At 38.0% G+C, this 23,475-nt stretch carries 17 protein-coding genes; 7 read left to right on the forward strand and 10 right to left on the reverse strand.

Annotated elements, in window-relative coordinates:
• Positions 1-300: 300 nt before the first annotated feature.
• The 4 genes from OQE68_RS06010 to nirB all read right to left on the reverse strand — a co-directional run bounded on the left by OQE68_RS06010 (position 301) and on the right by nirB (position 6,857).
• Positions 301-2,028, reverse strand: coding sequence for a bifunctional protein-serine/threonine kinase/phosphatase (locus tag OQE68_RS06010; RefSeq protein WP_219339973.1), 1,728 nt, complete (start codon positions 2,026-2,028; stop codon positions 301-303).
• Positions 2,029-2,218: 190 nt separating this feature from the next.
• On the reverse strand, positions 2,219-3,688 hold the full coding sequence (locus OQE68_RS06015; protein WP_180567786.1) for a NarK family nitrate/nitrite MFS transporter: 1,470 nt from the start codon (positions 3,686-3,688) through the stop codon (positions 2,219-2,221).
• 67 nt (positions 3,689-3,755) lie between these two features.
• Positions 3,756-4,157: a nitrite reductase small subunit NirD gene (gene nirD, locus OQE68_RS06020; protein WP_180567787.1), complete on the reverse strand. Its 402-nt coding sequence runs from the start codon at positions 4,155-4,157 to the stop codon at positions 3,756-3,758.
• A 189-nt stretch (positions 4,158-4,346) separates the two neighbouring features.
• Positions 4,347-6,857 carry a nitrite reductase large subunit NirB gene (nirB, locus tag OQE68_RS06025; RefSeq protein WP_180567788.1) on the reverse strand — a complete coding sequence of 837 codons (2,511 nt, stop codon included), beginning with the start codon at positions 6,855-6,857 and terminating at the stop codon, positions 4,347-4,349.
• A gap of 383 nt (positions 6,858-7,240) precedes the next feature.
• Here nirB and OQE68_RS30760 point away from each other — a divergent pair, with 383 nt between their 5' ends.
• Positions 7,241-9,922 carry a molybdopterin-dependent oxidoreductase gene (locus OQE68_RS30760; protein WP_180567789.1) on the forward strand — a complete coding sequence of 894 codons (2,682 nt, stop codon included), beginning with the start codon at positions 7,241-7,243 and terminating at the stop codon, positions 9,920-9,922.
• Here the strand turns inward: OQE68_RS30760 and OQE68_RS06035 are convergent.
• Positions 9,890-11,026 (reverse strand): phospholipase D-like domain-containing protein, encoded by a 1,137-nt coding sequence (locus OQE68_RS06035; RefSeq protein WP_180567790.1) that lies wholly within the window; start codon positions 11,024-11,026, stop codon positions 9,890-9,892. The two genes, OQE68_RS30760 and OQE68_RS06035, sit on opposite strands and share 33 nt — an antisense overlap.
• A 260-nt stretch (positions 11,027-11,286) precedes the next feature.
• Between OQE68_RS06035 and OQE68_RS06040 the strand changes: the two genes are divergently transcribed.
• A complete protein-coding gene (locus OQE68_RS06040; RefSeq protein WP_180567791.1) occupies positions 11,287-13,581 on the forward strand; it encodes a pyridoxal-dependent decarboxylase in 2,295 nt (764 codons plus the stop codon).
• A 68-nt stretch (positions 13,582-13,649) separates the two neighbouring features.
• Here OQE68_RS06040 and OQE68_RS06045 read toward each other — a convergent pair whose 3' ends face one another.
• Positions 13,650-14,420: a DUF1028 domain-containing protein gene (locus OQE68_RS06045; RefSeq protein ID WP_180567792.1), complete on the reverse strand. Its 771-nt coding sequence runs from the start codon at positions 14,418-14,420 to the stop codon at positions 13,650-13,652.
• A 490-nt stretch (positions 14,421-14,910) separates the two neighbouring features.
• On the opposite strand from OQE68_RS06045, the gene OQE68_RS06050 reads away from it, so the two are divergent.
• A complete protein-coding gene (locus OQE68_RS06050; protein ID WP_180567793.1) occupies positions 14,911-15,708 on the forward strand; it encodes a substrate-binding periplasmic protein in 798 nt (265 codons plus the stop codon).
• Between the two features lie 115 nt (positions 15,709-15,823).
• On the opposite strand, the gene OQE68_RS06055 is transcribed toward OQE68_RS06050, so the two are convergent.
• Together OQE68_RS06055 and OQE68_RS06060 are read right to left on the reverse strand one after the other, a co-directional pair.
• Positions 15,824-17,935, reverse strand: a complete 2,112-nt coding sequence (locus tag OQE68_RS06055; protein ID WP_180567794.1) for a restriction endonuclease — start codon at positions 17,933-17,935, stop codon at positions 15,824-15,826.
• 511 nt (positions 17,936-18,446) lie between these two features.
• Positions 18,447-18,878 (reverse strand): MarR family winged helix-turn-helix transcriptional regulator, encoded by a 432-nt coding sequence (locus tag OQE68_RS06060; protein WP_180567795.1) that lies wholly within the window; start codon positions 18,876-18,878, stop codon positions 18,447-18,449.
• Positions 18,879-19,162: 284 nt separating this feature from the next.
• On the opposite strand from OQE68_RS06060, the gene OQE68_RS06065 reads away from it, so the two are divergent.
• Together OQE68_RS06065 and OQE68_RS06070 are read left to right on the forward strand one after the other, a co-directional pair.
• Positions 19,163-19,399, forward strand: a complete 237-nt coding sequence (locus OQE68_RS06065; protein ID WP_180567796.1) for a hexameric tyrosine-coordinated heme protein — start codon at positions 19,163-19,165, stop codon at positions 19,397-19,399.
• A gap of 232 nt (positions 19,400-19,631) precedes the next feature.
• Positions 19,632-20,606 carry a catalase family peroxidase gene (locus tag OQE68_RS06070; protein ID WP_180567797.1) on the forward strand — a complete coding sequence of 325 codons (975 nt, stop codon included), beginning with the start codon at positions 19,632-19,634 and terminating at the stop codon, positions 20,604-20,606.
• Between the two features lie 320 nt (positions 20,607-20,926).
• On the opposite strand, the gene OQE68_RS06075 is transcribed toward OQE68_RS06070, so the two are convergent.
• Entirely contained in the window at positions 20,927-21,517 is a 591-nt protein-coding gene (locus OQE68_RS06075) for a TetR/AcrR family transcriptional regulator (protein WP_180567798.1), read from the reverse strand.
• Positions 21,518-21,695: 178 nt separating this feature from the next.
• Between OQE68_RS06075 and OQE68_RS06080 the strand changes: the two genes are divergently transcribed.
• Both OQE68_RS06080 and OQE68_RS06085 read left to right on the forward strand, forming a co-directional pair.
• Positions 21,696-22,325 (forward strand): glutathione S-transferase family protein, encoded by a 630-nt coding sequence (locus tag OQE68_RS06080; protein ID WP_180567799.1) that lies wholly within the window; start codon positions 21,696-21,698, stop codon positions 22,323-22,325.
• A complete protein-coding gene (locus OQE68_RS06085) occupies positions 22,322-22,990 on the forward strand; it encodes a glutathione S-transferase family protein (RefSeq protein WP_180567800.1) in 669 nt (222 codons plus the stop codon). Before OQE68_RS06080 ends, OQE68_RS06085 begins: the two co-directional genes overlap by 4 nt.
• 8 nt (positions 22,991-22,998) lie before the next feature.
• On the opposite strand, the gene OQE68_RS06090 is transcribed toward OQE68_RS06085, so the two are convergent.
• Positions 22,999-23,343: an STAS domain-containing protein gene (locus OQE68_RS06090; protein WP_180567801.1), complete on the reverse strand. Its 345-nt coding sequence runs from the start codon at positions 23,341-23,343 to the stop codon at positions 22,999-23,001.
• Between the last annotated feature and the right edge of the window lie 132 nt (positions 23,344-23,475).

Genomic DNA, 23,475 nt, shown 5'->3' on the forward strand with positions numbered 1-23,475 from the left:
ATACTTTCACTACCGTGTATGTCGATACTAGCCTGATACACCACATGTTTTACAAAGCCTGTCTTCTAAGTCAGGTTAGATAAACGACAGTTGTAAAAAATGGAACCAAGTATAATGCAACATGTATCACAAAAGAAAGAAGAAGCTGCTCACTATCTAAGTTAGCTATTTATTAACCAAACAACTTAAACGATAGTGCTAACAAAATAACGAAGAGATGACTTTAGGAGTAAACAATAAAGGTGTGATAGTTTAAGAGAGAGGGTGTCGATGGTGCTTTACACATCTTGAGGAAATTTCTCAACTAACAACCTGCGCCACCAACAAAATAAACAAAACGGATGATAGTACCTGCCAGAATCGTACTGGGTAGCGTTTTATCAATGGCTGTTGCTGATGTTGTGAAATCAGGGAACGATTAGGTGTACATAAGTCGTGGTAAAACTCTGAAAATGATTGGTAGCGTTTGGCAGGGTTAGGGGATAATGCTTTTTTTAAAGCTAAGTCAAACCACAGGGGAATATCAACTCTTTTTTCACGAAGAGAACGATATTGCCAGGCTTGGTAGTTTTTTGGTTTTTGATAAGGATACTTGGCTATTTTAAAGGGTAGTTCGCCTGTTAGTATTTCATAAACCATTACAGCTAAAGAAAATAAGTCTGTTAAGTAGCTATAACTGTTATCTAGTAAATATTCTGGTGCTATATAATCTGCTGAGCCTTGAGGATATTCTTTTTCAGCATTATTGAAAGCTCCCAATTCCGTTAATCCTTTAACAGCTATGGCACCTAAATCAATTAGCTTTATCTCCCCTTGCTGGTCCAGCATGATATTGTCTGGTTTTAAATCCCTATGCACCATATGCAACCGTTGTAAAGCCCGTAACGGCTTTATAATTGATTTTGCCAACTGCCTGACCTGTTCAAGAGTAGGCTTAGGATTATCGTACATCCACTGTCGTAGTGTTTGCCCTTCAACATATTCATAAAGTAAATACTGAAATTGGCTACTGTCAGGTTTAGTCAGACCTTTTATTAAGTTTGGGTGGTTAATACGTCTCGCCACCCACTGTTCACGAGCAAAGTTTTCAAGGTATTGGATGTCTTCTGCAAAATTAAGAGAAGGTGCTTTTAATACGCATTTTTCATCAGTTTGTAGTGATTGCACCAGATATAAGTGACTACGCGAGCTATTATGCAACAGTGATTTTACTTCATAGCCGTCAATTTTCATCCCTGGCTGCAAAACTGGCGGAATCACTTGTTGCTGTAGTTTATTTTGAGCTTCACTAAGATTTTCATTCGGTAGCTGAGCAACCTGTAATAATAAGCAACTTAGGTTATCACTACTCCCCTGTGCTAATGCCTGTTGGACAATATTTTTCGCTTGAACTTCCAAGCTATACTCTGTTTGGCTCAAGTGTTGAACTAGCATTTGCTCCGTTAATACATCATGTACACCGTCTGTCGTCAGGATAAAAATATCACCTTGTTGTACGTCAAGCTGCTGGTAGTCCATTTCAATATGTAAAGCAGCCCCCATTGCTTGACTAAGATAACTCTGCTTTCCCTGAAATAAGCGATGGTCACGCGTTAGCTGTTCAACCTGCTGTTGACGAATATGATATAGCCTAGAATCTCCCGCATGAAATAAGTAAGCTGTTGTAGACTTAATCACCACTGCGGTAAAGGTGGTTAGCAAAGCCTGATTGTGTGTATGTTGTTGGCTATGATGGTACAGCCAATGATTTAATGCTGATAATACTTTAGCTCCTGCTGTCTTAACCGGCCAACTTGCTGGTGTACAATAGTAATCTTCAATAAACTGCGTCACTGCCAATTGACTCGCCAGTTTTGCCTGAGCACAACCGCTAGCACCATCTGCAATACAACCCACAACCCCTTTGTAATATTTATCACTATTGGTTGGGCTTAATGCTGCAAAGGCATCCTGGTTTTGTGCTTGCTTACCAGCACAACTATACCCACCGACATTTACCACAAGCGATGTATAGCTATCATATTCCAATTTTAAACACCAACAATGACTAATTTAATATCCACAGCGAAGAATTATTTTAGAAGCAGTTTCATAGCTCGCGAATGCAGGCTAGACAAGGCAAAAAGGGTTAAGAAAGCGGAGTTTACATATAGTAAATGAGCATTTTGAAACCCTTTTTAACGCCGTATTGCCAAGTGCAGCAGCTATGAGACTGTTTCTAGGCAACATTAATTAATTCCACCGTCCCATCCTCATTTATTTCTGCTATTTGCCCTGCTGGTTCGTCCATCCATAATAAAATAATAAACCCTACAAGTGCTGTACCAGCAATCACCATAAAAAAACTGGCATAATCAACAAATGACAATATTGTTAAATAGGTAACAGCTCCAATATTTCCATAAGCGCCTGTCATACCAGCAATCTGGCCTGTTAGTCGTCGTTTAATTAAGGGGACTACTGCAAACACTGCCCCTTCACCCGATTGCACAAAAAAAGAGCATGTCATTGCGGCAACGACTGCCAACCATAAAGGCCACTCACTATCAACCATCCCCATAACAAAATAACCTATTGCCAAACCCGCAGTTAAAATAAGTAATACCGGTTTTCGCCCAAACCGATCACTTAACCACCCACCTCCAGGACGAGACATTAAATTCATAAATGCATAAGCAGAAGCCAGCAAACCTGCTGTAACAGAATTAAGCTGAAATGTTTCAGCAAAAAACAAAGGTAACATAGAAATAACAGCTAACTCAGAACCAAACGTAGCAAAGTAGAGAATATTTAGAATAGCTACTTGTTTAAATTTATACTGATGCAATTTGGGTACAGGTTTTGAAAAAATAACTTTATTCACTTGCCAGGCTTTATAACAGTCTATAAAACAAAGTACAACAAGACAAACGTATAAACTAGTGCTTAGCTCAACGGATAAAATATTGGCTGCTTCAGGTGAGAGCTTCCATACCAATAGTGCTAGTGCACCATATAAAGGAACCTTCATTAGCATTAATAAAAATAAATCACCTTTACTGGTTACCTCAATTGATCCAAGCTGCTTTGGTTTAAAATAGGTTGAGCCTTTTGGAGTGTCAGTGACCTGAAGATAGAAAATAAGACCAAACCCAAGACTAAGTAAACCTGTCAATCCTACTGCATACCGCCACCCATCTTCACCACCAAATGCTAACGCTAATGTTGGTAATGTCAGTGCAGCAGCTGCCGAACCAAAATTCCCCCAACCTCCATAAACACCTTCAGCAATGCCTAATTCATTATGAGGAAACCATTCACTGATCAGTCGTATACCAATAACAAAGCCAGCGCCAATAAACCCTAGAAAAAAACGGGCAATGGCTGCTTGAGTAAAACTGTCTGCAACCGCAAAAGCAAAGCAAGGTAGAGAGCAAAATACCAACAAAGAGGAATAAACTAGTCGAGGACCATACCTATCAGTCAACATACCAATTATTATTCTTGCAGGAATTGTTAGCGCAACATTAATAATTAGTAATGTTTTTATTTCTGCTATAGAGATACTCAAGCTATCAGCAATGACCATCAATAAAGGTGCATGGTTAAACCAAACAACAAAGGTCATAAAGAATGCTACCCAACTTAAATGGAGAACCTTCATTTTCCCTGTAAAAGAAAATAACTGAAACCGATCAGTGCAAGACATTATATTACCTTTATCTTTTATCAAACTACAAAACTTTGAGCAGCATTTTGATTAATCGAATAATAAACTATTTATTATTTTCTCTGATTTCAACTTTGTTTTTAGTAGTTCGTACATCATACGTTTTTAAATAAACGCCTGGTTCCTCAATACACTCCCCTGTTATCAGGTTAAAGTGGTGTTTAAAAAGAGGCGAGGCTACTACCAAGCTTTCACCAACCGAACCAATAATTCCTCGAGACATAACATTGGCTTTACCAATAGGATCATAATTGGATACTGCATAAACTTTATTGACTACACTGATATTAAACAGTGCAATTTGCTGATTTTGATAAAAAATACAGATGCCTGAATCTGGCGGAATATCACTTAAATCACATACTTTCTCCCAAGCTTGTTGATCATCTTCTAGTAAAATACTAGCAACTTTTAATTCAATTAAATGAGTGGTTTGTTCTAGGTTCATTATTTTGTCCAGTTTAAATATGCTATCTCTCTAGAAAAGATGTCATAGTTGCTACTGAAGGCTTTAGCAACCCCCTCTCTCCATATAGGCTGACGCAAAAACTGGGAAATATGGAGTAATCGGGTATTTTGGAACTGCTGTCGGGAAAAGGGAACAAAACCAGCTGTTGTGGTAACCTTTGCAACAAGCCTAAGTTTCCATAACAGCTGGTTTTATTTGTCCTCTTTCCGTCGTGTAGATTAAATGAGAATCAGATTGATCTGAATTAATAAAGTGCTTAAAACGTTTTAGTTTTTCAGGACTTTCCAAGGTAGTGCGCCACTCACATTGATAGTTACCAATACTATTAACCATTTCTTTTTCTAAGGCCTCACAAATACCTAGCTTGTCATCTATTACCACGCTTCGTAAATAATCAATACCGCCTTCCATATTTTCCAGCCAGATAGAAGTACGTTGCAAACGCTCTGCGGTACGGATATAAAACATTAAAATTCGATCAATATAACTAATTAAAGTTTTATCATTCAGATCTGTTGCAAACAAAGAGGCATGACGAGGGCGCATTCCTCCATTACCACCTACATATAAACTCCAACCATTTTCTGTGGCAATGACTCCAATATCTTTTGACTGTGCTTCAGCACACTCTCGCGTGCAACCTGATACCGCCATTTTTATTTTATGAGGCGAACGTAGCCCTTTATAGCGACTTTCAATGGCAATTGCCATACTAGTACTATCTTGCACCCCATAACGGCACCAGCTAGTGCCAACACAAGACTTAACAGTGCGCATGGCTTTACCATAGGCATGGCCAGTTTCAAAACCAGCCCCTACAAGTTGTCGCCATATATCAGGTAATTGATGCAATGCCGCACCAAATAAATCAATGCGTTGTCCCCCCGTGATTTTTGTATATAAATTAAATTGCTTGGCTACTTTTGCAATTACCATTAACTTATCTGGAGTAATTTCACCACCGGGTATCCGTGGAACCACTGAATAGCTACCATTTTTTTGTAAATTAGCCAAAAAAGCATCATTGGTGTCCTGCAACCCCACATGCTCATTTTTTAAAATAAATTCATTCCAATAAGATGACAAAATAGATGCAACGGCTGGCTTGCAAATATCACAACCTAAACCTGTACCATATTTCGACAGTAAGTGACTGAAGGTTTTAATTTTTTGAATACGAATAATATCTACCAGCTCTTGTCGAGCATAACTAAAATGTTCACATAGGTTATTATTAACTTCAACACCTTGTTTAGTTAGCTCATTATCCAACACCTGTTTTACTAGAGCAGAGCAACCACCACAACCAGTTGAGGCTGAAGTACTCGATTTAATCGCAGCCATATCACAACAGCCTTGTTGCACTGCTTGTTGAATATCGCCCTTCGACACACTATAACAGGTACATATTGGCGCTGTTTTAGGTACCCCTTCAATCCCTACTGTCGTAGGTGATGCATCATCTAATAAGGGAATTAATAGCTGCTCTGGTGGTTGCGGTAAATCCATCCCATTAATATACAACTGCTGTAGGTTGCCATAATCCACTGTGTCTCCTACTAATACGGCACCCAGTAATTTTTTACCACAACTAGACACCACTAAACGCTTATAAGTTTGTTCAGCTTCATCATTAAAGCTATAGCATTGAGCACCAGGCGTACACCCATGAGCATCACCAATACTGCCCACTTCCACCCCAAGTAGCTTCAACTTAGTGCTCAAATCTGCCCCAGTAAACCGCTTATTATTGTCACCATTTATATGAGCAACCGCTGCTCTTGCCATTTGATAACCTGGTGCAACTAATCCAAAAATTTGTTTATTCCATACAGCACACTCACCAATGGCATAAATATCTGGGTCTCCGGTTTGACAATAATCATTGATCATAATCCCTCCCCTCTCTCCCACTGTTAATCCACAGCCTTTGGCTAACTCATCATAGGGTCGAATACCAGCAGAAAACACAATCATATCTGTTTCTAAATAGCTATCATCTGCAAACTCCATACGATAACGGGCTTGTTCACCAGTAGTAATCAATTGAGTACTTTTATTAATATGAACCTGTACACCTAACGCTTCTATCTTGCGCTTGAGTAATGCTCCACCACCTTGATCAAGCTGAATAGCCATCAGTTGTTGAGCAAATTCGACCACATGGGTTTCCAGACCAAGATTTCTTAGTGCATTAGCCGCCTCTAACCCTAATAATCCACCACCTACCACAACACCTATTTTACTTATATCTGCTGAAGTTTTTATCCTCTCTAAATCCTCAATAGTACGATAAATTAAACAGTGTGGTTGATCATTTCCTACTATAGGAGGAACAAATGGGTAAGAGCCTGTAGCGAGTATTAGTTTGTCATAAGATTTACACAAACCACTTGTTGTATATATTTTTTTATTAGGCCTGTCAATAAAACAAACTTTATCATTTAATATAAAATCAATATCATTTTCTTTGTATTTATTCTCATCAGCAAGCATCAGTTGCTTTACAGTATTGCCTGAAAAAAAACTGCTTAATTGCACTCGATCATAAGCTAGCCTGGGTTCACATGTAACAGTGGTAATCATGAACTGCTCTGCATTAGGCTGATCAAGCATTTGCTTAATAAACTCATGCCCCACCATACCATTACCCACAACTACAAGTTTATGTGTGCTCATTTTTTATCTCCAGCGCAACCAGTTAGACCACATATTTCACTAGGCCATAGCCACTTTAAAGCATAAGTTTGCTAATTATTTTTTATTCATTAGTCAGAGCAAAGATGATGCCAATATATTTTTTATGATTTTAATTCATTGCAGACTACATAGAATCTAATACTTAAATAGATGACGCTTCATAAACAGATGCTAAGCTTCTATTGAAACATCACCAAAGTGGTGCATTATGCGCTAAGACTATGCATAGCATTTAATCACCCACATAACATCTATCTATAAATAACACTTTTTTAAAATGCTTCCCCACAAATTAAAGTTGGATTGATCTTTGCTAGGATTAGTAAAAACAGTTGATATATTAATTTATGTGGATATAGATAGTGACAAATACTTGGGTAAAAACCACCTGTGCATTTTGTGGTGTTGGTTGTGGTGTTGAAGCACGGGTCAGCAATAATAAGATCATTGTTAGAGGTGATAAACAACATCCTGCTAACTTTGGTCGGTTATGCTCCAAAGGCATGGCATTAGGGGAAATAGTCAATAATAAAGGACGACTGTTACAGCCTTATATTGAAGGTAAAACTACAAGCTGGCAAAGTGCAATAGTTAAAATAGCAACAGCTTTTAAACAGATTATTGATCGTTTTGGTCCTGAAGCCATTGGCTTTTATTTATCTGGACAATTATTAACTGAAGATTATTATGTTGCCAACAAGTTAATGAAAGGCTTTATTGGCAGCCCTAATATTGATACCAATTCTCGTTTATGTATGTCATCCAGTGTTGCCGCACATAAACGAGCCTTTGGTAGTGACACCGTGCCAGGCTGCTATGAAGATCTAGAAAAAGCTGAATTAATTATTATTACTGGAGCCAACCTTGCCTGGTGCCACCCTGTTTTATACCAGCGCATTATGGCCGCTAAACAGCAAACACCAAACTTAAAAATAGTTGTAATAGACCCTCGTAAAACAGTAACAGCACAAATGGCTGATCTGCACCTTCCTATTCAACCGGGCACTGATGTATTACTGTTTAATGGCTTACTTCATTATTTATTTCAAGTAAAAAAGCTGAATCATCACTTTATTCAACAACATACTGAAGGGTTTTCATCAACACTTCATGCCGCGAGAAATGAAGCACATGACCTGTTGTTTTTAGCGAAACAACTAGCTGTTTCCAGTGATTTGGTTACTCAGTTTTATCACTGGTTTTCAGAAGCAGATAAAGTAGTCACCTTATACTCACAAGGTATCAACCAATCCAGTTGCGGAACTGATAAAGTAAACAGTATTTTAAACTGCCATTTAGCAACAGGAAAAATAGGTAAACCTGGATGTGGGCCATTTTCACTAACTGGCCAACCAAACGCGATGGGAGGCCGTGAAGTTGGTGGTATGGCAAATAGCTTAGCAGCTCATTTGGAGTTTAATAATTCACAACACTATGACCTGTTAAGCCACTTTTGGCAAACCGATAAGCTGGTTAAACAACCAGGTTTAAAAGCTGTCGATTTATTTGATGCAGCAGCCAAAGGTAAAATTAAAGCCATCTGGATCATGGGAACAAACCCTGTGGTAAGTTTGCCTAACTCCCACCATGTAATAGCTGCACTAAAAAACTGCCCACTTGTTGTGGTTTCAGACTGTATGTTTGAAACTGACACCAATACATATGCTAATGTACTGTTACCCGCCGCCGGCTGGGGTGAAAAATCTGGTATGGTGACTAATTCTGAACGACGTATTTCTCGTCAACGCTCTTTAATCAATCCAATTGGTGAAGCCAAACCCGATTGGTGGATTATTTGTCAAGTAGCGAAACAGATGGGGTTTAGCCAAGCATTTAGCTACTCAAGTGAAGCTGATATTTTTAAAGAATATGCAGCATTAACCGGTTTAAAAAATAAGGGTACCCGTGATTTAGACTTATCTTTATTTACCAACCTAACAACTCAAGAATATCATGATTTTACTCCCGTTCAGTGGCCTGCAATAAAAAATACCAAACAATCTAATAATAAACGCTTTTTTGCTGATGGTAAATTTTATACCCAAACAACTAAAGCACAATTTATTACAGTAAGTTATAAACCACCTGCCACAAAAACTAACTCAACCTACCCTTTAATATTCAATACTGGTCGTATTCGAGATCAGTGGCATACCATGACACGCACTTCGTTTATACCTAAATTATGTACACATACACCTGAACCGTATGTTCATATAAACTCGCTAGATGCTACAACATTCTCTATCAAGCATGATGAACTGGTACAGCTTACTAGTCACATAGGCACACTAATCACTAGAGCTAAAGTGTCTGAGAAAATATTATCAGGGCAAGTTTTTATGCCTATGCATTGGACTCGGATGCTGTCCAGTAGCAGTCATGTTAGTCAACTGATTGCCCCTAATATTGATCCCTTTTCAGGCCAACCAGAGTCAAAGTATACACCAGTTGCCATTTCGCCCTGGCAATATAGTTGTGAGGCAATTGTCGTTGTTCGAGAAAAGCTAACTCATAAACACTTTGATTACTGGATCAAACAACACATTAAAGGTGGTTATTTATATCGCTTAGCCAGCAGGCAATCGCCAGAAAATTTTTATAGTAAACTATTAACCCAGCTGAAACCAGACAGCGCCAGCTCTCGTTTAGCTTTTTATGACAAAACCGAACAAGAGTTCCGTTATGGTTTTATTAATGACCAACAGTTACATGCATGTATATTTATTGCGCCTCGCCTTAATCACTTTGACTTAGCTTGGCTCAATGAACTACTTACTCTTAATTTACAACCTGCTTTACTACATCGTTTAATTACTAATAATAAAACAAACGCTTTATTTACAGAAAAAACATTATGTGCGTGTAAACAAGTGAGTAAAAAAACTATTTGCAATACCATTAGGCAACTACAATTAGATAATACGACAGCAGTCAGTCAAGCAACACTGGCAGGCAGTGTATGTGGATCATGTATTCCAGAAATACAAATTTTACTTGATACACAACCGTTATCGGCCAATTCTAATAGCAAGTCGTCCTAACACACTAAATAGCCACTCGCGTAAACGTTTATGCCATGGACGGCTCAACCACTCTTCCAAAGTGAACTGTTTACAGTTAGTAAAATCTTGTTCAAATAGTTGCTTGACTTCTTCTGCAAATAGACCCGATTTTACTTCTTGATTGGCATCTAAGTTCCAATGCAAATCCCAATGATCAAAATTACACGACCCTATGCTTACCCAGCTATCTGCCAGTACCATTTTAGCGTGTAGACAGCGATGCTGGTATTCATAAATTTTTACTCCATCACGAAGCTGCCGATAATAATAACGATGGCCTGCATAGCGCACCCAACGGTTATCAGTATATTTACTAGATAATAACAGCCGCACATCTACACCTTTTCTAGCAGCCCTTCGCAACACTCGTCGTACTTTGTTAGAAGGTAAAAAGTAAGGTGTAGCAAACCATACCCGATGCTGCGCCTTTTTTATTTGTTTAACAAGGGACCTTACTATATCAGCATCACGAAAGTAGCTCCCAAAACTCAACCTAGCCAAATAGCTTCGTTCCAGTTTATGGATCTTAAGCTCAGGCTGACTAACCTGTATGGGTAAGTCACTAAAGCGTCCCCAGGTCTGTTTAAATAAAGCCAGCCAGTCAACCACTACATGCCCCTTCACAGCTAACATCACCTCATGCCAAAGCGCTTGTCGGGTATTAGGGTTATAAAAATCGTCGGTTATGCCTGCTCCACCGATATATGCCAGTTCACCATCTATCAAAAACAACTTGCGATGGTTACGGTTTAAGTTCTCTGTTAGCCGTTGTCTTTTTATACTTAGTGGGTTGTACAATACCAACTTCACACCAAGTCTGGTCAAGCGCTGCCGATCTTTAGTTATTAAGCCTAAGCTACCAAAATCGTCAAGCAGCCAGTATATTTTTACTTCTCGACTAATTGCCTCTACAAGCACATCATAAAATGCCTCAAATAATACACCAGAAGCAACCAAATACATTTCAATAATGACATATTCTTTTGCATTCAGCACAGCTGAAAAAATATGTGGGAAAAAAGCGTCCCCATCAATTAACAGTTCTATATGATTTGCAGCTCGCCAAGGAAAGTATTTACTCACGTCATATACATTTTAATTACAGGTTAGAAAATAATTTTACTCACAAACACTGCATTAATGAGTATAAAACTAGCCAAATATAATTAAATATAAATAACTTTACTTATCAGATTAACAAAGACAATATACCAGCAAGCTGGATACTACCATTATTCAGTGAAATTAACTGTTTGATTATATGTTAAACGTATTTAAAAGTCATTAGTTGAACAGCAAACAAAACCAGGTCAATAAAATCAACTATCCAGGCATAAAGGACTATGCACAAGTTAACTAAAACAATAAATTTTCGTGATATTCAAAAACACGATGAAAAACTAGTTGTTGGATCTGCTAAAGTACCTGATATCAGTAAAGGCATCCCCGGTGAACCTGCTGCCTGGTTTCTTGGCCCCCAGGCTGAAAATAACGACTTACTGAAAGAGCTGATTGAGAAAAGCCAAGAGTCAGTAGCCAACTACCGGCGACTTTACTCAGAAATTCACGGTGACCCATCTGTTATCACCAAAGCAATAAAAGACAGCGAACTATATAAGACTAGTGTAGAAGAACTAAAATCTGCCCACCAGGAACTTTTAGATTACCTTTCCAGCCACTCAACACCTTTTGCCAGCTTACGTTATCAAGGACATATGCTGTGGGAAAACCCACTACCAGCATTAGCAGGTTACTATGCAACCATGCTACATAACCCTAACAATGTCACTATCCAAGCTTCAACAGCTACTACTCCATTAGCCATCGTGCTTAGCATGGATATGTGCAAAATGATTGGCTATCCCGTTCAGTGTAAAAATGAAGCCTGGTCTCACATTACTGCTGATGGTTCTATAGCGAATATTGAAGCCACTTGGGCTACACGAGAAGTTAAGTATATGCCCTTTTCATTAGCTATGTTACTTGATGATGCTGAACCAGGTACTCCCTTATGGCAAGCGCGTGATATGGCTTTTACAACACTTAATGGTGACTCTCAAGTTTTACGCAAAGCATCCTCTTGGACATTATTTAATATTCCAATGGATGAGGTACTTGCATTGCCTGAAAAAATCGCTGATTTAGCTAACATAGAAGATATTTTCACTGTATGGAACCAGTTACTTCCCTACACCTATAATGCTATAGGTGGAGCGGTTATGTGGCAGAAAATAACCAAACGAGATGATGTTTTGGCCGTACCCACTAACCGACGAGCTTCTCAACCACCTATTATGCTGGCACCTTCCACTCGACATTATAGTTGGCCCAAAGCAGCTGCCGTATGTGATTTTGGAATGAAAGGCTTATGGAGTGTAATGGTTGACGAGTATGCCCGCCAACCCGTCACAATACTTCAGGAAAAAATTACTCACTGCTTAGAGAAACGTATTCCTGTTGCGATGGTGGTTGCTGTTATCGGTACGACAGAAGAGTCTTCTGTTGACCCTCTTGCAGATATGATTGATATGCGTAATGAAATGCGCTTACAAGGCATCGATTTTAATATCCATGCTGATGCAGCTTGGGGGGGCTATATGATTGCAGCCATTCGAAAAGACTATGGTTTTGAAGATAAAGGCATAAATACCAACAGCATTTTTCTTGAAGATGAGCTTTTTGTCAAAAACACTAAAAACATCCCACTGAGTGATTATGTTATTAAACATTATAAAGCGCTACGCCACTCAGACTCTGTAACAATCGATCCACATAAAATGGGCTATATTCAATACCCTGCAGGCTCTATTTTGTACAGAAATGGCGAGATAAGACGGTTAACAACCTTTACAGGCTCTTATATTGGTGGAAGTGGCTCAGTCGCCACAGATCAGTATACAATTGGTTGCTTTGGTTTAGAAGGCTCCAAACCTGGAGCTGCTCCTGCAGCAGTATACCTTACTCATCGGGTAATTCGTCCTACTGTAAAAGGCTATGGAAAAATCATTAACAAATCGATGATTAATGCCAAACGGTTTTACATGAAACTAATGGCACTTAATAAAGATAACGATATGTATGAATGTGTGCCTTTACAGAAAATGCCTTGTGAGCATAAAGGGGAGCAACGACAAGCAGATTACCGAAGAATTATCCAACAATATGGCGAAATCAAGGAACACAATCTACAGCAATGTAATACTGGCAACTGGCGAGAATTTGGTCCCGATTTAAATATTGTTGATTATGTCTTCAATCCAAAGCGCGCCAATGGTTGTGAAAATACTGATGTCGCAGCATTTCGTTCGTTTAATCAATATTTTTACGATAAATTTCGTGTGCAATACGAAGATGAACAAACAATTGAGAACTTTCCACCATTAATGGTTTCAATGACTACCTTTAATCTTGAAGAATATGGCGAAGAGTTTATTGGTACCTTTGCAGAACGCATAGGCCTTGTTTATAAGTATATGCCTCAAGATCTACCTTGTATTCGCTCTACCTTAATGGACCCCTATGTAACTGAAACAGCAGAAGGTGATTTTTTAGATACCCTCATTGAAGTGATTGATACAGAAGTCAAACATATGGTCCAGCTATGGAGAGATGGTATACTGTTTGAGTCATTAGAATAATATAGCTAACGTAAATGGCTTTTAGGGCAAAACCTTTAACCTAAAAGCCATTAGCGAAAAGTATCAGGTTAAGGCACTTGATTTAATTGTTTCCAAAGATGAAATGCATACGCTAGCATTGTAATTGCGTCATCTTGCTCATCAGCAGAATGATAATTTAAGTCTATCAATAAGTGATCTTGGCTATCTGAAGCTTTAGCTACTCGAAGAAAGGCAGATAAACTAGAAACTGATTTATTTTGACAACGTTTATCGCCTATTTTCAAGTTTCTAACACTTATCAGCGCATTCATCAGTTTGTCGGCTAATCCTCCAGGAGAATTCTTAAATCCAAATTCCATTGCTAATAGTACACTAGAGTCAGTCAATAAATTTCCAGCTATCGCATAATAATCACCTTTGATAACATTAGTAAACTCGTTAGTCTGGTTACCAGTATAAGTTGCAATGTCTACTTGCCCATTACTAACAGTTAATGCTATATATTGGCGTTCCAGTATATAAGCTGGATCAGCATCATTATGAACCAAATATTGAACAATTTTAGAAGCTTGAGTATTTTTATTAATTAGCTCTTTTCCATATTTTAAATTAATATTTGGTATATCAATTGTAGCTTGGGTATTAATGACACCTTTTCCTGGTATTATACCATTGAGAATATCATTGACTCTAAAAGGTATGTCCTTTGGCATCATAACACAACTGGCTAGAGCAACTCCTATCTGCTGAGAGTCAGGGTCATAGGCAATAATTGAAAATGTAGCCGATGCTGTTGAAGAAAATAACATAAAGCTCAATACAATAGCTTTAATGTTTGAAAACATATTTAGCTGCATAGTTTATTTACTGGTTTTAGAGTGATAATTAATTGGTCTTCTGTATAATTAATAAACTTAGGAAAGTTACTTTAGGTGAAGCATCCTCCTAACACTCATTAGCTGGGGCTATCATGGCATGAATTTATATTTATTTCAGTTATAATTTATTTATATACTGTAACAGTTTATATTGGTATACTCTTCGCGAATGATTTTTAGGCTTTGTTACCATCGCTCTTCACCCCAGTCATTTAGCTTATCTAAACTCTGGGGCTTCATCGCTCGCTAGGTGGCCTCGCCTAAATAACCCTTCGCTGTGAGTATATACCATTTTATTTTTACACCTAAAAATGATTTATGATAGGTATATATGCTTTCTTTCACCAAAAAATATTTATAGTTAAAAAATGATTCATTTCAACGACAACCAATTCAATACCGCCAATATACATTAGCAAAAACCGGTCTATCCTTAACTATAAGATCAAGCCTGAAGAGTAAGCCAGCCATGTACATTACAAACAGTGCGCCATACATCCTCTATTTCGCTGTCACTGGTTCTATAGCGGGAGAGTGCACTACTATTAAAATGGCTGGTGATATGGAGTACCCTCCTGTTACCTGGCAATATCAGCAAGATAAAGCCAAAATCTATGGGTTAGCTGTTGAGCTTGCTGAGAAAGCATTTGCAGAGATAAATGTAAAAGTTAATCCATTACATGTCGGTGACTGGGCCAAAGCACAGCTAGCTACAAAGCAAGGCAAAACAGACCTTTTAGCTGGAGCTTATTTTAATGAAGAAAGAAAAACCTATCTGGATTATGTTCACCCTCCTTTTCTGACTGATCCCGTAGTGATATTTATCCCTAGCAAGAAAGCGTATAACTTTAAATTTACCCAATGGCAAGACTTAGTAAAATTACAAGGCGTCACTACAGTAGGTAGTAGTTTTGGTCAAGAATTTGATGAGTTTACCAAAAAACATTTGAAAATTGAGTATAAAACACAAATGAGTGATACATTTAAACAGTTAATCTCTGGCAGGGCAGATTATTTAGTGCATGGGCTTTACCCCGGCCTGGCCAGTTTAGCAAAGGCTAAGCTGTCTATTCAAATAACACCTCATCCTAAGTATGTTACAGAAGAAGGCCTATACTTTGGCTTCTCCAAAAAATCTCCCTGTAAAAAACACTTAGCATTCTTCAGCAAAAAAATAAAAGAGTATGTACAACAAAAAATACCTCACTCACTAACAAAAAAATATTTTGATTTATGGAAAAAAGATTTTGGATTAAAAGAGTTTTAGCTCATGCCTTTTAATTTATTTACCTTTACTCCTAAAGATAAGTTTTAACAAGCACATAATAGATAGTTTAGTTAAGCTACCCGTACATACAATACAGGTAGCTATAGCTCCGCAGTCAAACTCGAATCGCATTCAGCTCATTTATTGGTTCTTTCAACCAAAATAAACTCAGTGGTACTTGATTATTTACACCCAAGTTTAAATCAGACAGTTTGGATGCATAACCATAACGAACATGATCAGGTGTTCCCCACGCAGGAATTGGGCCTGACTCAATAACTGAGTTAATTTCTCCTTTTAAAGCTTTCTGCTCCACCTCCCTATCTGCAGCTGAATAGGATGAACTCATTTCCAAGTTTACAAGCCGTGTGGCAATCCCTGATTTCACATTTAGTTTTGTTAATGTCTGTAGTGCTTCTTCCTTGGTAGTAGCTGCCAAGAGTACCTTCGTATACTGCGTTAAATCAGACATAACTTTATCCTGAAATTGACCTTTTGTCATCACCCGCAAGTCAATGACATCTTTAACAAAGGTTTCTGCATCACTCTCAGGAATATTTGGAAAATCATTCGCTAAACTGACACGAAGCATTGTCCGGTTATCTGATGAATAGTTTGTTTCACCTTCTGAAATATAACGTGGCATAATATTCGTAAGCGCACCAATAGATGCTTTTACTGTTGCCAGTTGTGGTGAAACAACAACAGAAGCTACCTCTGTCTTAACCACATTTTCAACTTGCTCTGTAATTCCAGGCCTTTTTGATTTAGCAAGATCACTTTGTGCTTTTTGATAGTGTGACAACTCTTGCTTCAAAACTAACAAATTACTTTGATAAGTTGCTTTTTCATTTGCACTAAAATTTTTCATTTTTTCAGTGCCTGTCATTTCTATTTTTTTTATTTCATCTGTTAAATATTCTTTTAAGCGGTTTATATTTATTTTGGGTAAATCTAACTTGTCTGTTAATCCTTGTATACGCTCTTCTACCTGTTGTAAATAGGTATGCTGAATTCCGCCTGCCATTTGAGCCACAGAAGCACCTAAAATCACAATACCAGTATCTGATTGAGCATTCTTCATGCGTATACCTAAAACAGTTTCATAGGGTTTGTCAGAATAGACCTGGTCAATATCATAAATAGGCTCAAGCTCCTGTTGAATTGATTTATCTATAACAGAGTGAATTGCTCCTTGCTGTTCACTATCTTGACCTAAAGCATAAACATAATAATCTGCTTCAAGTTTATCTGGTGTTTTATCTTTGTTATTGTGAGTAAAATTAAGGTTTACCTTTCCATCCTCCCCCTTACTAATAGAAACCGTATCTACTTTTACTAGACTCTCTTTCGCGGCTTTTGGAGCATGCTCTAACTGATTACCATCTAAAAGTACTGGTGGGGTTGAACGAATAAACCACTTAATATTGGCACCTAAACTACCAGCTCTTTCTACAGCATCAATCCCTGCGTTTGGTCCATGTACTACTACTGTTTTACCTTTCAGCGATTCGCCATTATCAGTAAAACGCATGAACTCGTCCAAATCAAGTACTTTAGTTTTTAGTACCGACTGATCATGTACAGTAATATTATTCAAACGCTGTTCAGCTCCAGTCAGCTCAGCAGAGCTTGTATCTGCAAGCGCATTCGTATGAGGTCCTGCTCCGATACCGAGTATTATTTGTTTTGCATGAAACTCCTGACCTTGTTTTGTGGTTACTTTAAATAAACCATTTTCTCCTTTTTCTACATGCTTTACGTCATCATTCACTTCCTGTACACCCAGTGAGGTAGCCCGACCAATCTGAGCAGTATTCGCATCAGAAAATTGCTGTCGATTTGCATATTCTTTTGTGTACTTTGGTGCTTTATCACCCCATGTATCAATGAGTTCATTTTGGTGATTAATAAATCCAGAGCCTCGGACTTCTTTTGACCAGGGTTCAACAGAGCCAATTACCATTGCCCTCCCTTCAAGAGGCTTATCATTTTCTAAGGTTTTTTTTGAATATTGACCTTCATATCGATCACAAACTTCTGTTAGAGCATAAGCTATGCTGCTGCCCCGCCCAATAAAAATGACATCTTGAATAGGCAACTGAGATGCAGCAGACTTGGTGTTATCGACTGAACTGACTGACTTTACATTCTCTACCCCAGACAAGCCCTGATTCTCTATTCCATGCTTAATCAAAGAGGCTTGGGGTGAATGAAGAATTTGCATTTCTGTACCTCAATTTATAAACTCAGTAACACTTGCCAACTAATGCTATTAGTCGTACATCCAATAAAGCTCACAAAACAAAAAACAAGTCAAAATAGCCGTATAAAAATAATATTTATTTTAGATTTCAACTAAATGCATAATTACGAAACTATGCAGATATAACGACTAAAAGTATTTTATTGATTTAACTATACAGTCTGCTCTCATGAGTAGATGAATAATCCTCCTGTATTCTATTCAAAGAGTACTCTACCTAGATAACAAATCCTGACTATCACAACTATAAATTTTATTTATTGAACTTTAGTAAAGAGCAAATAAAATTAAAACTAAGGCTACATATATTCAATGTAAAAGGTACAAACGGCAGTAATTTTTATACCATAGCCTTATTTGTCAGTGGCGACTTATTATTAGATTTAAAAGAAAAAAGAAGCAGCCAAGTAATTATTTATCACCTGGCCTATAAAAAATAAGGAAAGGGTTAGACAACCAGTAAGTAGTCTTTTTACAACTGCTGCTCAAAAGTTTCTATCAATTGCTGACAAAACTCAATTTGCTGCCTGGCTTGTTGTTCCGTTAAGCCTGTAGCACAAAACACTTTTTGGGCAATATCATCTCCCTGCATTGAGAGCTTGCGCCCTGCTTCAGTTAGTACTATGCACTTTTGCCTGTCATTACCAGGCTCTGCTTGTCGTTCTATTAAGGATTTTTGTTCCAGACGTTTAAGCAGAGGCGTCATTGTCGACTTACTTAAGCCCGTTTTGGTAGCAAGTTGACTAATTGAAACCCCTTCATCTTCCCACAATGCCATCAACACCACGAACTGAGGATACGTTAGCCCCAATGGCTCAAGCAGTGGTCTATAGTAGCGCGTCACTGCATTTGATGCTGCATACAACGCAAAACAGAGCTGGTCATTTAACTTTGGAGCAGACACAGGAATACCTTAACTCAATATGTTGATATTTAGTTTGCACACAAACTAATTGACAAGCAACTTTCTCTTACCATATTATTTGTATACGAACTATTTGCACGCAAACAGTTTCATCATTAAGACTAACCACTAAGACCAAGCAAGTTAGGTAGCTTGATTTATACACCAATGCTTTCTAGGCGTTTAATTACTCAGTCATCACAACCCATGCTACCTATAATGAAAAAGGTTTAAGAAAAGAAATATACCCAGTAAAGGGTATACAGTATTGTGAGGAGCAACCTATGTCTGTTTATGATGAAATATTACCTTCTCTGATCACTGCTACACCTGCGGAAGGCAGAGAGTTAGCTATAAAAATTGCTAGAAAAACCATTGCGGCTATTCAGCCTGATGCAGATATTCGAACTAAATTGAGACCTGACTATGCAGAAGATACCAGCAAATTGATGCAAGCAGGCCAAATTGTAGCTATCGAGTTCCAAACCATCGCAGCAGCTAATAATTATTGGCGAAAGTGATTATAAATCAGCAAATATAAAACGAAAGAAGTATAAGAATACTTACTATTAATGAAAGTAAAGTGTGGTTATTTATAAGAATTGAAGTGCATTATTCATAGTTTATCAACAGTTACACAATTTTTGCGTAACTGCTGATACCCTCAGAAATATGTATACCCAATGCGTAGGATTTTTAGGTGAGACCATCAAATAACAAGGCTCATAGGCCTATAAATAATAGGAAGCTTATATGAAAATGACGATAACAGGCCTAGTATTGGCCGTAGCATCGACAAATTGTTTTGGTGCAGACAACAGTAATCTTTCAGTTCAAATTATCGATACATTTGAAAAAAATTTTGGTATTACTGAAGGCAAACGTCGGAATCATACCAAAGGCTTCTGCTTTGAAGGTACTTTCAATCCCGTAGATCCAACCATAAAGCGTTACTCTAATAGTCCTTTATTTAAAGAGACATCCATTGCTATAGGCCGGCTATCCCATAAAGGCGGAAATAACTCTGCGCCCGATAATAAGCCAGGAGAACATGGCATGGGCCTTTTGATACGCGCTAAAAATGGCGAAGAACAACGCATGGCAATGAATACATTAGACTTTTTTCCTGTCGCAACGCCAGAAGGTTTTTTATTACTCAATAAAGCGAAGAGTGGTGATGCCCAAGCAAAACAAATGCTTACAATCAAGCACCCAGAAATTTTAAACTTTAAGGCCCATATGGCTAAAAAAACAAAAAATATTGAGCTATATGAAAATATGCATTTTAATAGCATAAATAGTTTTTATCTAACCAACGAACAAGGCAAGAAAACGCCTGTAAGGTGGTCTTTTGAGCCAACATCAAAAACAAAACTACCTCAACAAGTTAAAGCAAGCGAGAATTTTTTGTTTGCCAATATAAAAGCAAACCTACAAACAGGGCCGGTCGCTTGGAATATGGTTGTGACTATTGCCAATCCAGAAGACCCCATTAATGATGCCAGTGCTCTATGGCAGGGAGAACATAAAACAATTATCGCTGCACGACTAGATCTACAAAAAGTGAACAGTGAAGCAAACGGCAAATGCGATGGTATCAATTTTGACCCACTTATTTTAACTAGCGGCTTTGAACCATCTGATGATCCTATTTTGAAAGCCAGAAGCCCTTCTTATTCAGTGTCTTTTGGCAGAAGGCTTAGTGAAAAAGCAAATATCAACAAATAAGGCATTTCATGAGAAATATAAGTAAAACTCTCTAATTTAAGAGAGGTATATTCAACATGATTAACTCTGATGGAATATTCTGACTCGCTGGACTGTTATTAAATAATATCTCCTTTACTCTCCTCAGGAGGACATAAAGTTCTGTATTTATTATGTCCTCCTTCTTTTTTACTTCACTGATAATTGAAAGGTTTTAAAAAAAACTACATTCAGCTAGCAAGAACTAGCCATAAAATAACAGTGCAGAGATTTTATATTTTGACTAGCGAAGTTAGAAAAAATCAGCACAGTCCCAAAAGCAGCTTCAATGCCACAAGGTATTAGTTTTCTACTTTTAATGAATTTAAATAGTCCTTTAACATTGCTAAGGCATTATCAATCATCTCGTATTGTTTTGCTTTACCTAATACACGAATACCTTGCATTTGCATTAATAAAAACTGACTGAGTCTGGCTGGGTCTACCTCAGCTGAAATCTGCCCTGCTTGTTTTGAACGACTGAGCACTGTATTGAGTGTTTTTACTATTTGTTCAAAAAGTCGGCTACCCTCTTGGAATACCACCTCATCAGATAGGCACTTTTCTAATAGGGCATTTTGCATAAAGCAGCCATATTCCTGGTCTTGCTGAATTTTGGCAAATTTTTCAATAAAGTTGATAACATCATTAAAACCAGCCTGATCAGCAAGCAAAGATGCTAGTTTCGGTAGAGACTCTTTCTCTAAATAGTAAGTCAATGCTTCATGATATAAACGCTGTTTATCACCAAAGGTATTATATAAACTGAAGCGATTAATACCTAAGTGCTCAACCAGATCTGCTATTGAAGTCGCTGCATAGCCTTTTTGCCAAAACAGCTGCATCGCCTCAACAAGCTTTTCGTTTCGATCAAAATTACAAGCTCTTGCCATGTGCGATCACTCTTATCTCATGCGCCGATGTCTCGTTACCTGGCCTATCATTTCATTGAGTAGGCGATAACTCCACATAATAAAGCATGCATCTATTTCACGTAAACTATATCTTGACTGATCATTTATATATAAGCTAGATTCAATTCTAACTGATCGTTCTGGAAAGAGCTATACAATGAAAATATTTGAGCAACCTACCGCTCCAAGCGCCCTTAGAGTCAGCTTATTTCTTGCGGAAATAGATATTGAGGTAGCACGAGTCAAGGTAGATATTAGAGCCGGTGAAAATTTAACTGACTCATTTCAAGCTAAAAGCATCAACGGTAAGATCCCTGTATTAGAGCTTGATGATGGAACCACTATTTGCGAAAGCATGGCAATTTGTCGTTATTTCGCAGAACTGTACCCATCTACCCCCTCCTTATTTGGCGATACAGCTTTAGAGCGTGCTCAAATAGAAATGTGGCAACGTATAGTAGAACTACAAGGGTTATTTGTTAGTTTTCAGGCATTTAGAAATATTACAAGGGTCTATCAAGATCGAGAAAACTGTGTTGAAGCATGGGGGCAAGAGTCGCGAAACCGTTTAATTGACTTTTTATCAACTCTCAATCAACAATTAAAACAAACCCCTTATATAGCGGGTAGCAAATTTTCAGTTGCAGATATCACCGCTTATGTACTGGTAAAGTTCATGGCTCACTTGGATATCCGTCTTGATAATTCACTACCTAACCTACAATCGTGGTATCACTGTATAAACACTCGCCCTGCTATTCAAAAAGTGTTAGGGGATCAGTCATGATCGAGCTGTATACTGCTGCAACACCAAATGGCTACAAAATATCCATTGCTTTAGAAGAGCTAGCTCTGAAATATCAAGTTCATCATCTTGATTTATCTGCTGGTGAGCAAAAGCAATCAGATTACTTAGCGATTAATCCAAATGGGAGGATTCCTGCCATTATCGACCGCGATAACAACAACTTTGTTATCTTTGAATCTGGAGCCATCCTTCTTTATTTGGCAGAAAAAACCGGTAAATTATTACCTCAAGATCCCTATCAACGCTCGCAAACCATTCAGTGGCTAATGTTTCAAATGGGAGGCATTGGCCCAATGATGGGTCAGGCCAATGTATTTTACCGTTATTTTCCTGAAAAAATTCCTGCAGCTATTAACCGTTATCAACACGAAGGGCGTCGATTATTTGAAGTAATGGATAAGCAACTGGCTACCAATCAATATCTGGCAGGAGCCGAATACACTATTGCCGACATCGCTACTTGGCCCTGGGTAAGATCTTATGAATGGAGTGGTATCGATATTACTGGACTTAACCATTTACAACGATGGATAGCCCAGATTAGCGAACGTCCTGCAGTACAAAAAGGCATCACTATACCACCTAGCTCTGATGCCCCTGATGAAAAAAAAGCACAGCAAATCAGTAAAATGGTGACAAGGTAGCGCTGCTATTAAGCACTAGCTGCATACTCAATGAAATATCGCTCATCCAAACCGGTTGGGCTAAACAGCTTTTTAATAAAATCACTGCCGTTGATAAACCGCAGGGGACCTCCACTCAAGTGGTTTTTTAAGTTGATGAACAACCCTAATGCGCTGCTACTGATATACTCAGTTTTCTCTAAATTAATAATCAATCGTTTAGATGAGCTGTGCTTACAATATGCTTCGACAAAGGCAGCAACATCACAGCTTTTGAAGGTTTTACCCAAATGAATAATAACCTCATCATTTGTAACAGTAGTCATAATCGTCATAACATCAACCTCTCCTGAATGACTGCCTGCCGCTTCCATGACTTATCACTTCGCTACTCAAACAGGCGTGTGAATAATAAACACATGTGGAAATATTATTATGCAATAATTCACATTTTACTTGATCAAACAGTTAATTAAACGAAAGTATGGCGGAATTCACGCAAAACA

The organism is Spartinivicinus marinus (assembly GCF_026309355.1).
In the GTDB taxonomy this organism is placed as follows: Bacteria; Pseudomonadota; Gammaproteobacteria; order Pseudomonadales; family Zooshikellaceae; genus Spartinivicinus; species Spartinivicinus marinus.

What these genes read in the sequence shown, in the direction of transcription:
- OQE68_RS06015 (WP_180567786.1), bottom strand. Translation starts at nt 3,688, where the DNA reads ATGTCTTGCACTGATCGGTTTCAGTTATTTTCTTTTACAGGGAAAATG.
- nirD (WP_180567787.1), bottom strand. Translation starts at nt 4,157, where the DNA reads ATGAACCTAGAACAAACCACTCATTTAATTGAATTAAAAGTTGCTAGT.
- nirB (WP_180567788.1), bottom strand. Translation starts at nt 6,857, where the DNA reads ATGAGCACACATAAACTTGTAGTTGTGGGTAATGGTATGGTGGGGCAT.
- OQE68_RS06040 (WP_180567791.1), top strand. Translation starts at nt 11,287, where the DNA reads ATGCACAAGTTAACTAAAACAATAAATTTTCGTGATATTCAAAAACAC.
- OQE68_RS06045 (WP_180567792.1), bottom strand. Translation starts at nt 14,420, where the DNA reads ATGCAGCTAAATATGTTTTCAAACATTAAAGCTATTGTATTGAGCTTT.
- OQE68_RS06050 (WP_180567793.1), top strand. Translation starts at nt 14,911, where the DNA reads ATGTACATTACAAACAGTGCGCCATACATCCTCTATTTCGCTGTCACT.
- OQE68_RS06055 (WP_180567794.1), bottom strand. Translation starts at nt 17,935, where the DNA reads ATGCAAATTCTTCATTCACCCCAAGCCTCTTTGATTAAGCATGGAATA.
- OQE68_RS06065 (WP_180567796.1), top strand. Translation starts at nt 19,163, where the DNA reads ATGTCTGTTTATGATGAAATATTACCTTCTCTGATCACTGCTACACCT.
- OQE68_RS06070 (WP_180567797.1), top strand. Translation starts at nt 19,632, where the DNA reads ATGAAAATGACGATAACAGGCCTAGTATTGGCCGTAGCATCGACAAAT.
- OQE68_RS06075 (WP_180567798.1), bottom strand. Translation starts at nt 21,517, where the DNA reads ATGGCAAGAGCTTGTAATTTTGATCGAAACGAAAAGCTTGTTGAGGCG.
- OQE68_RS06080 (WP_180567799.1), top strand. Translation starts at nt 21,696, where the DNA reads ATGAAAATATTTGAGCAACCTACCGCTCCAAGCGCCCTTAGAGTCAGC.
- OQE68_RS06085 (WP_180567800.1), top strand. Translation starts at nt 22,322, where the DNA reads ATGATCGAGCTGTATACTGCTGCAACACCAAATGGCTACAAAATATCC.
- OQE68_RS06090 (WP_180567801.1), bottom strand. Translation starts at nt 23,343, where the DNA reads ATGGAAGCGGCAGGCAGTCATTCAGGAGAGGTTGATGTTATGACGATT.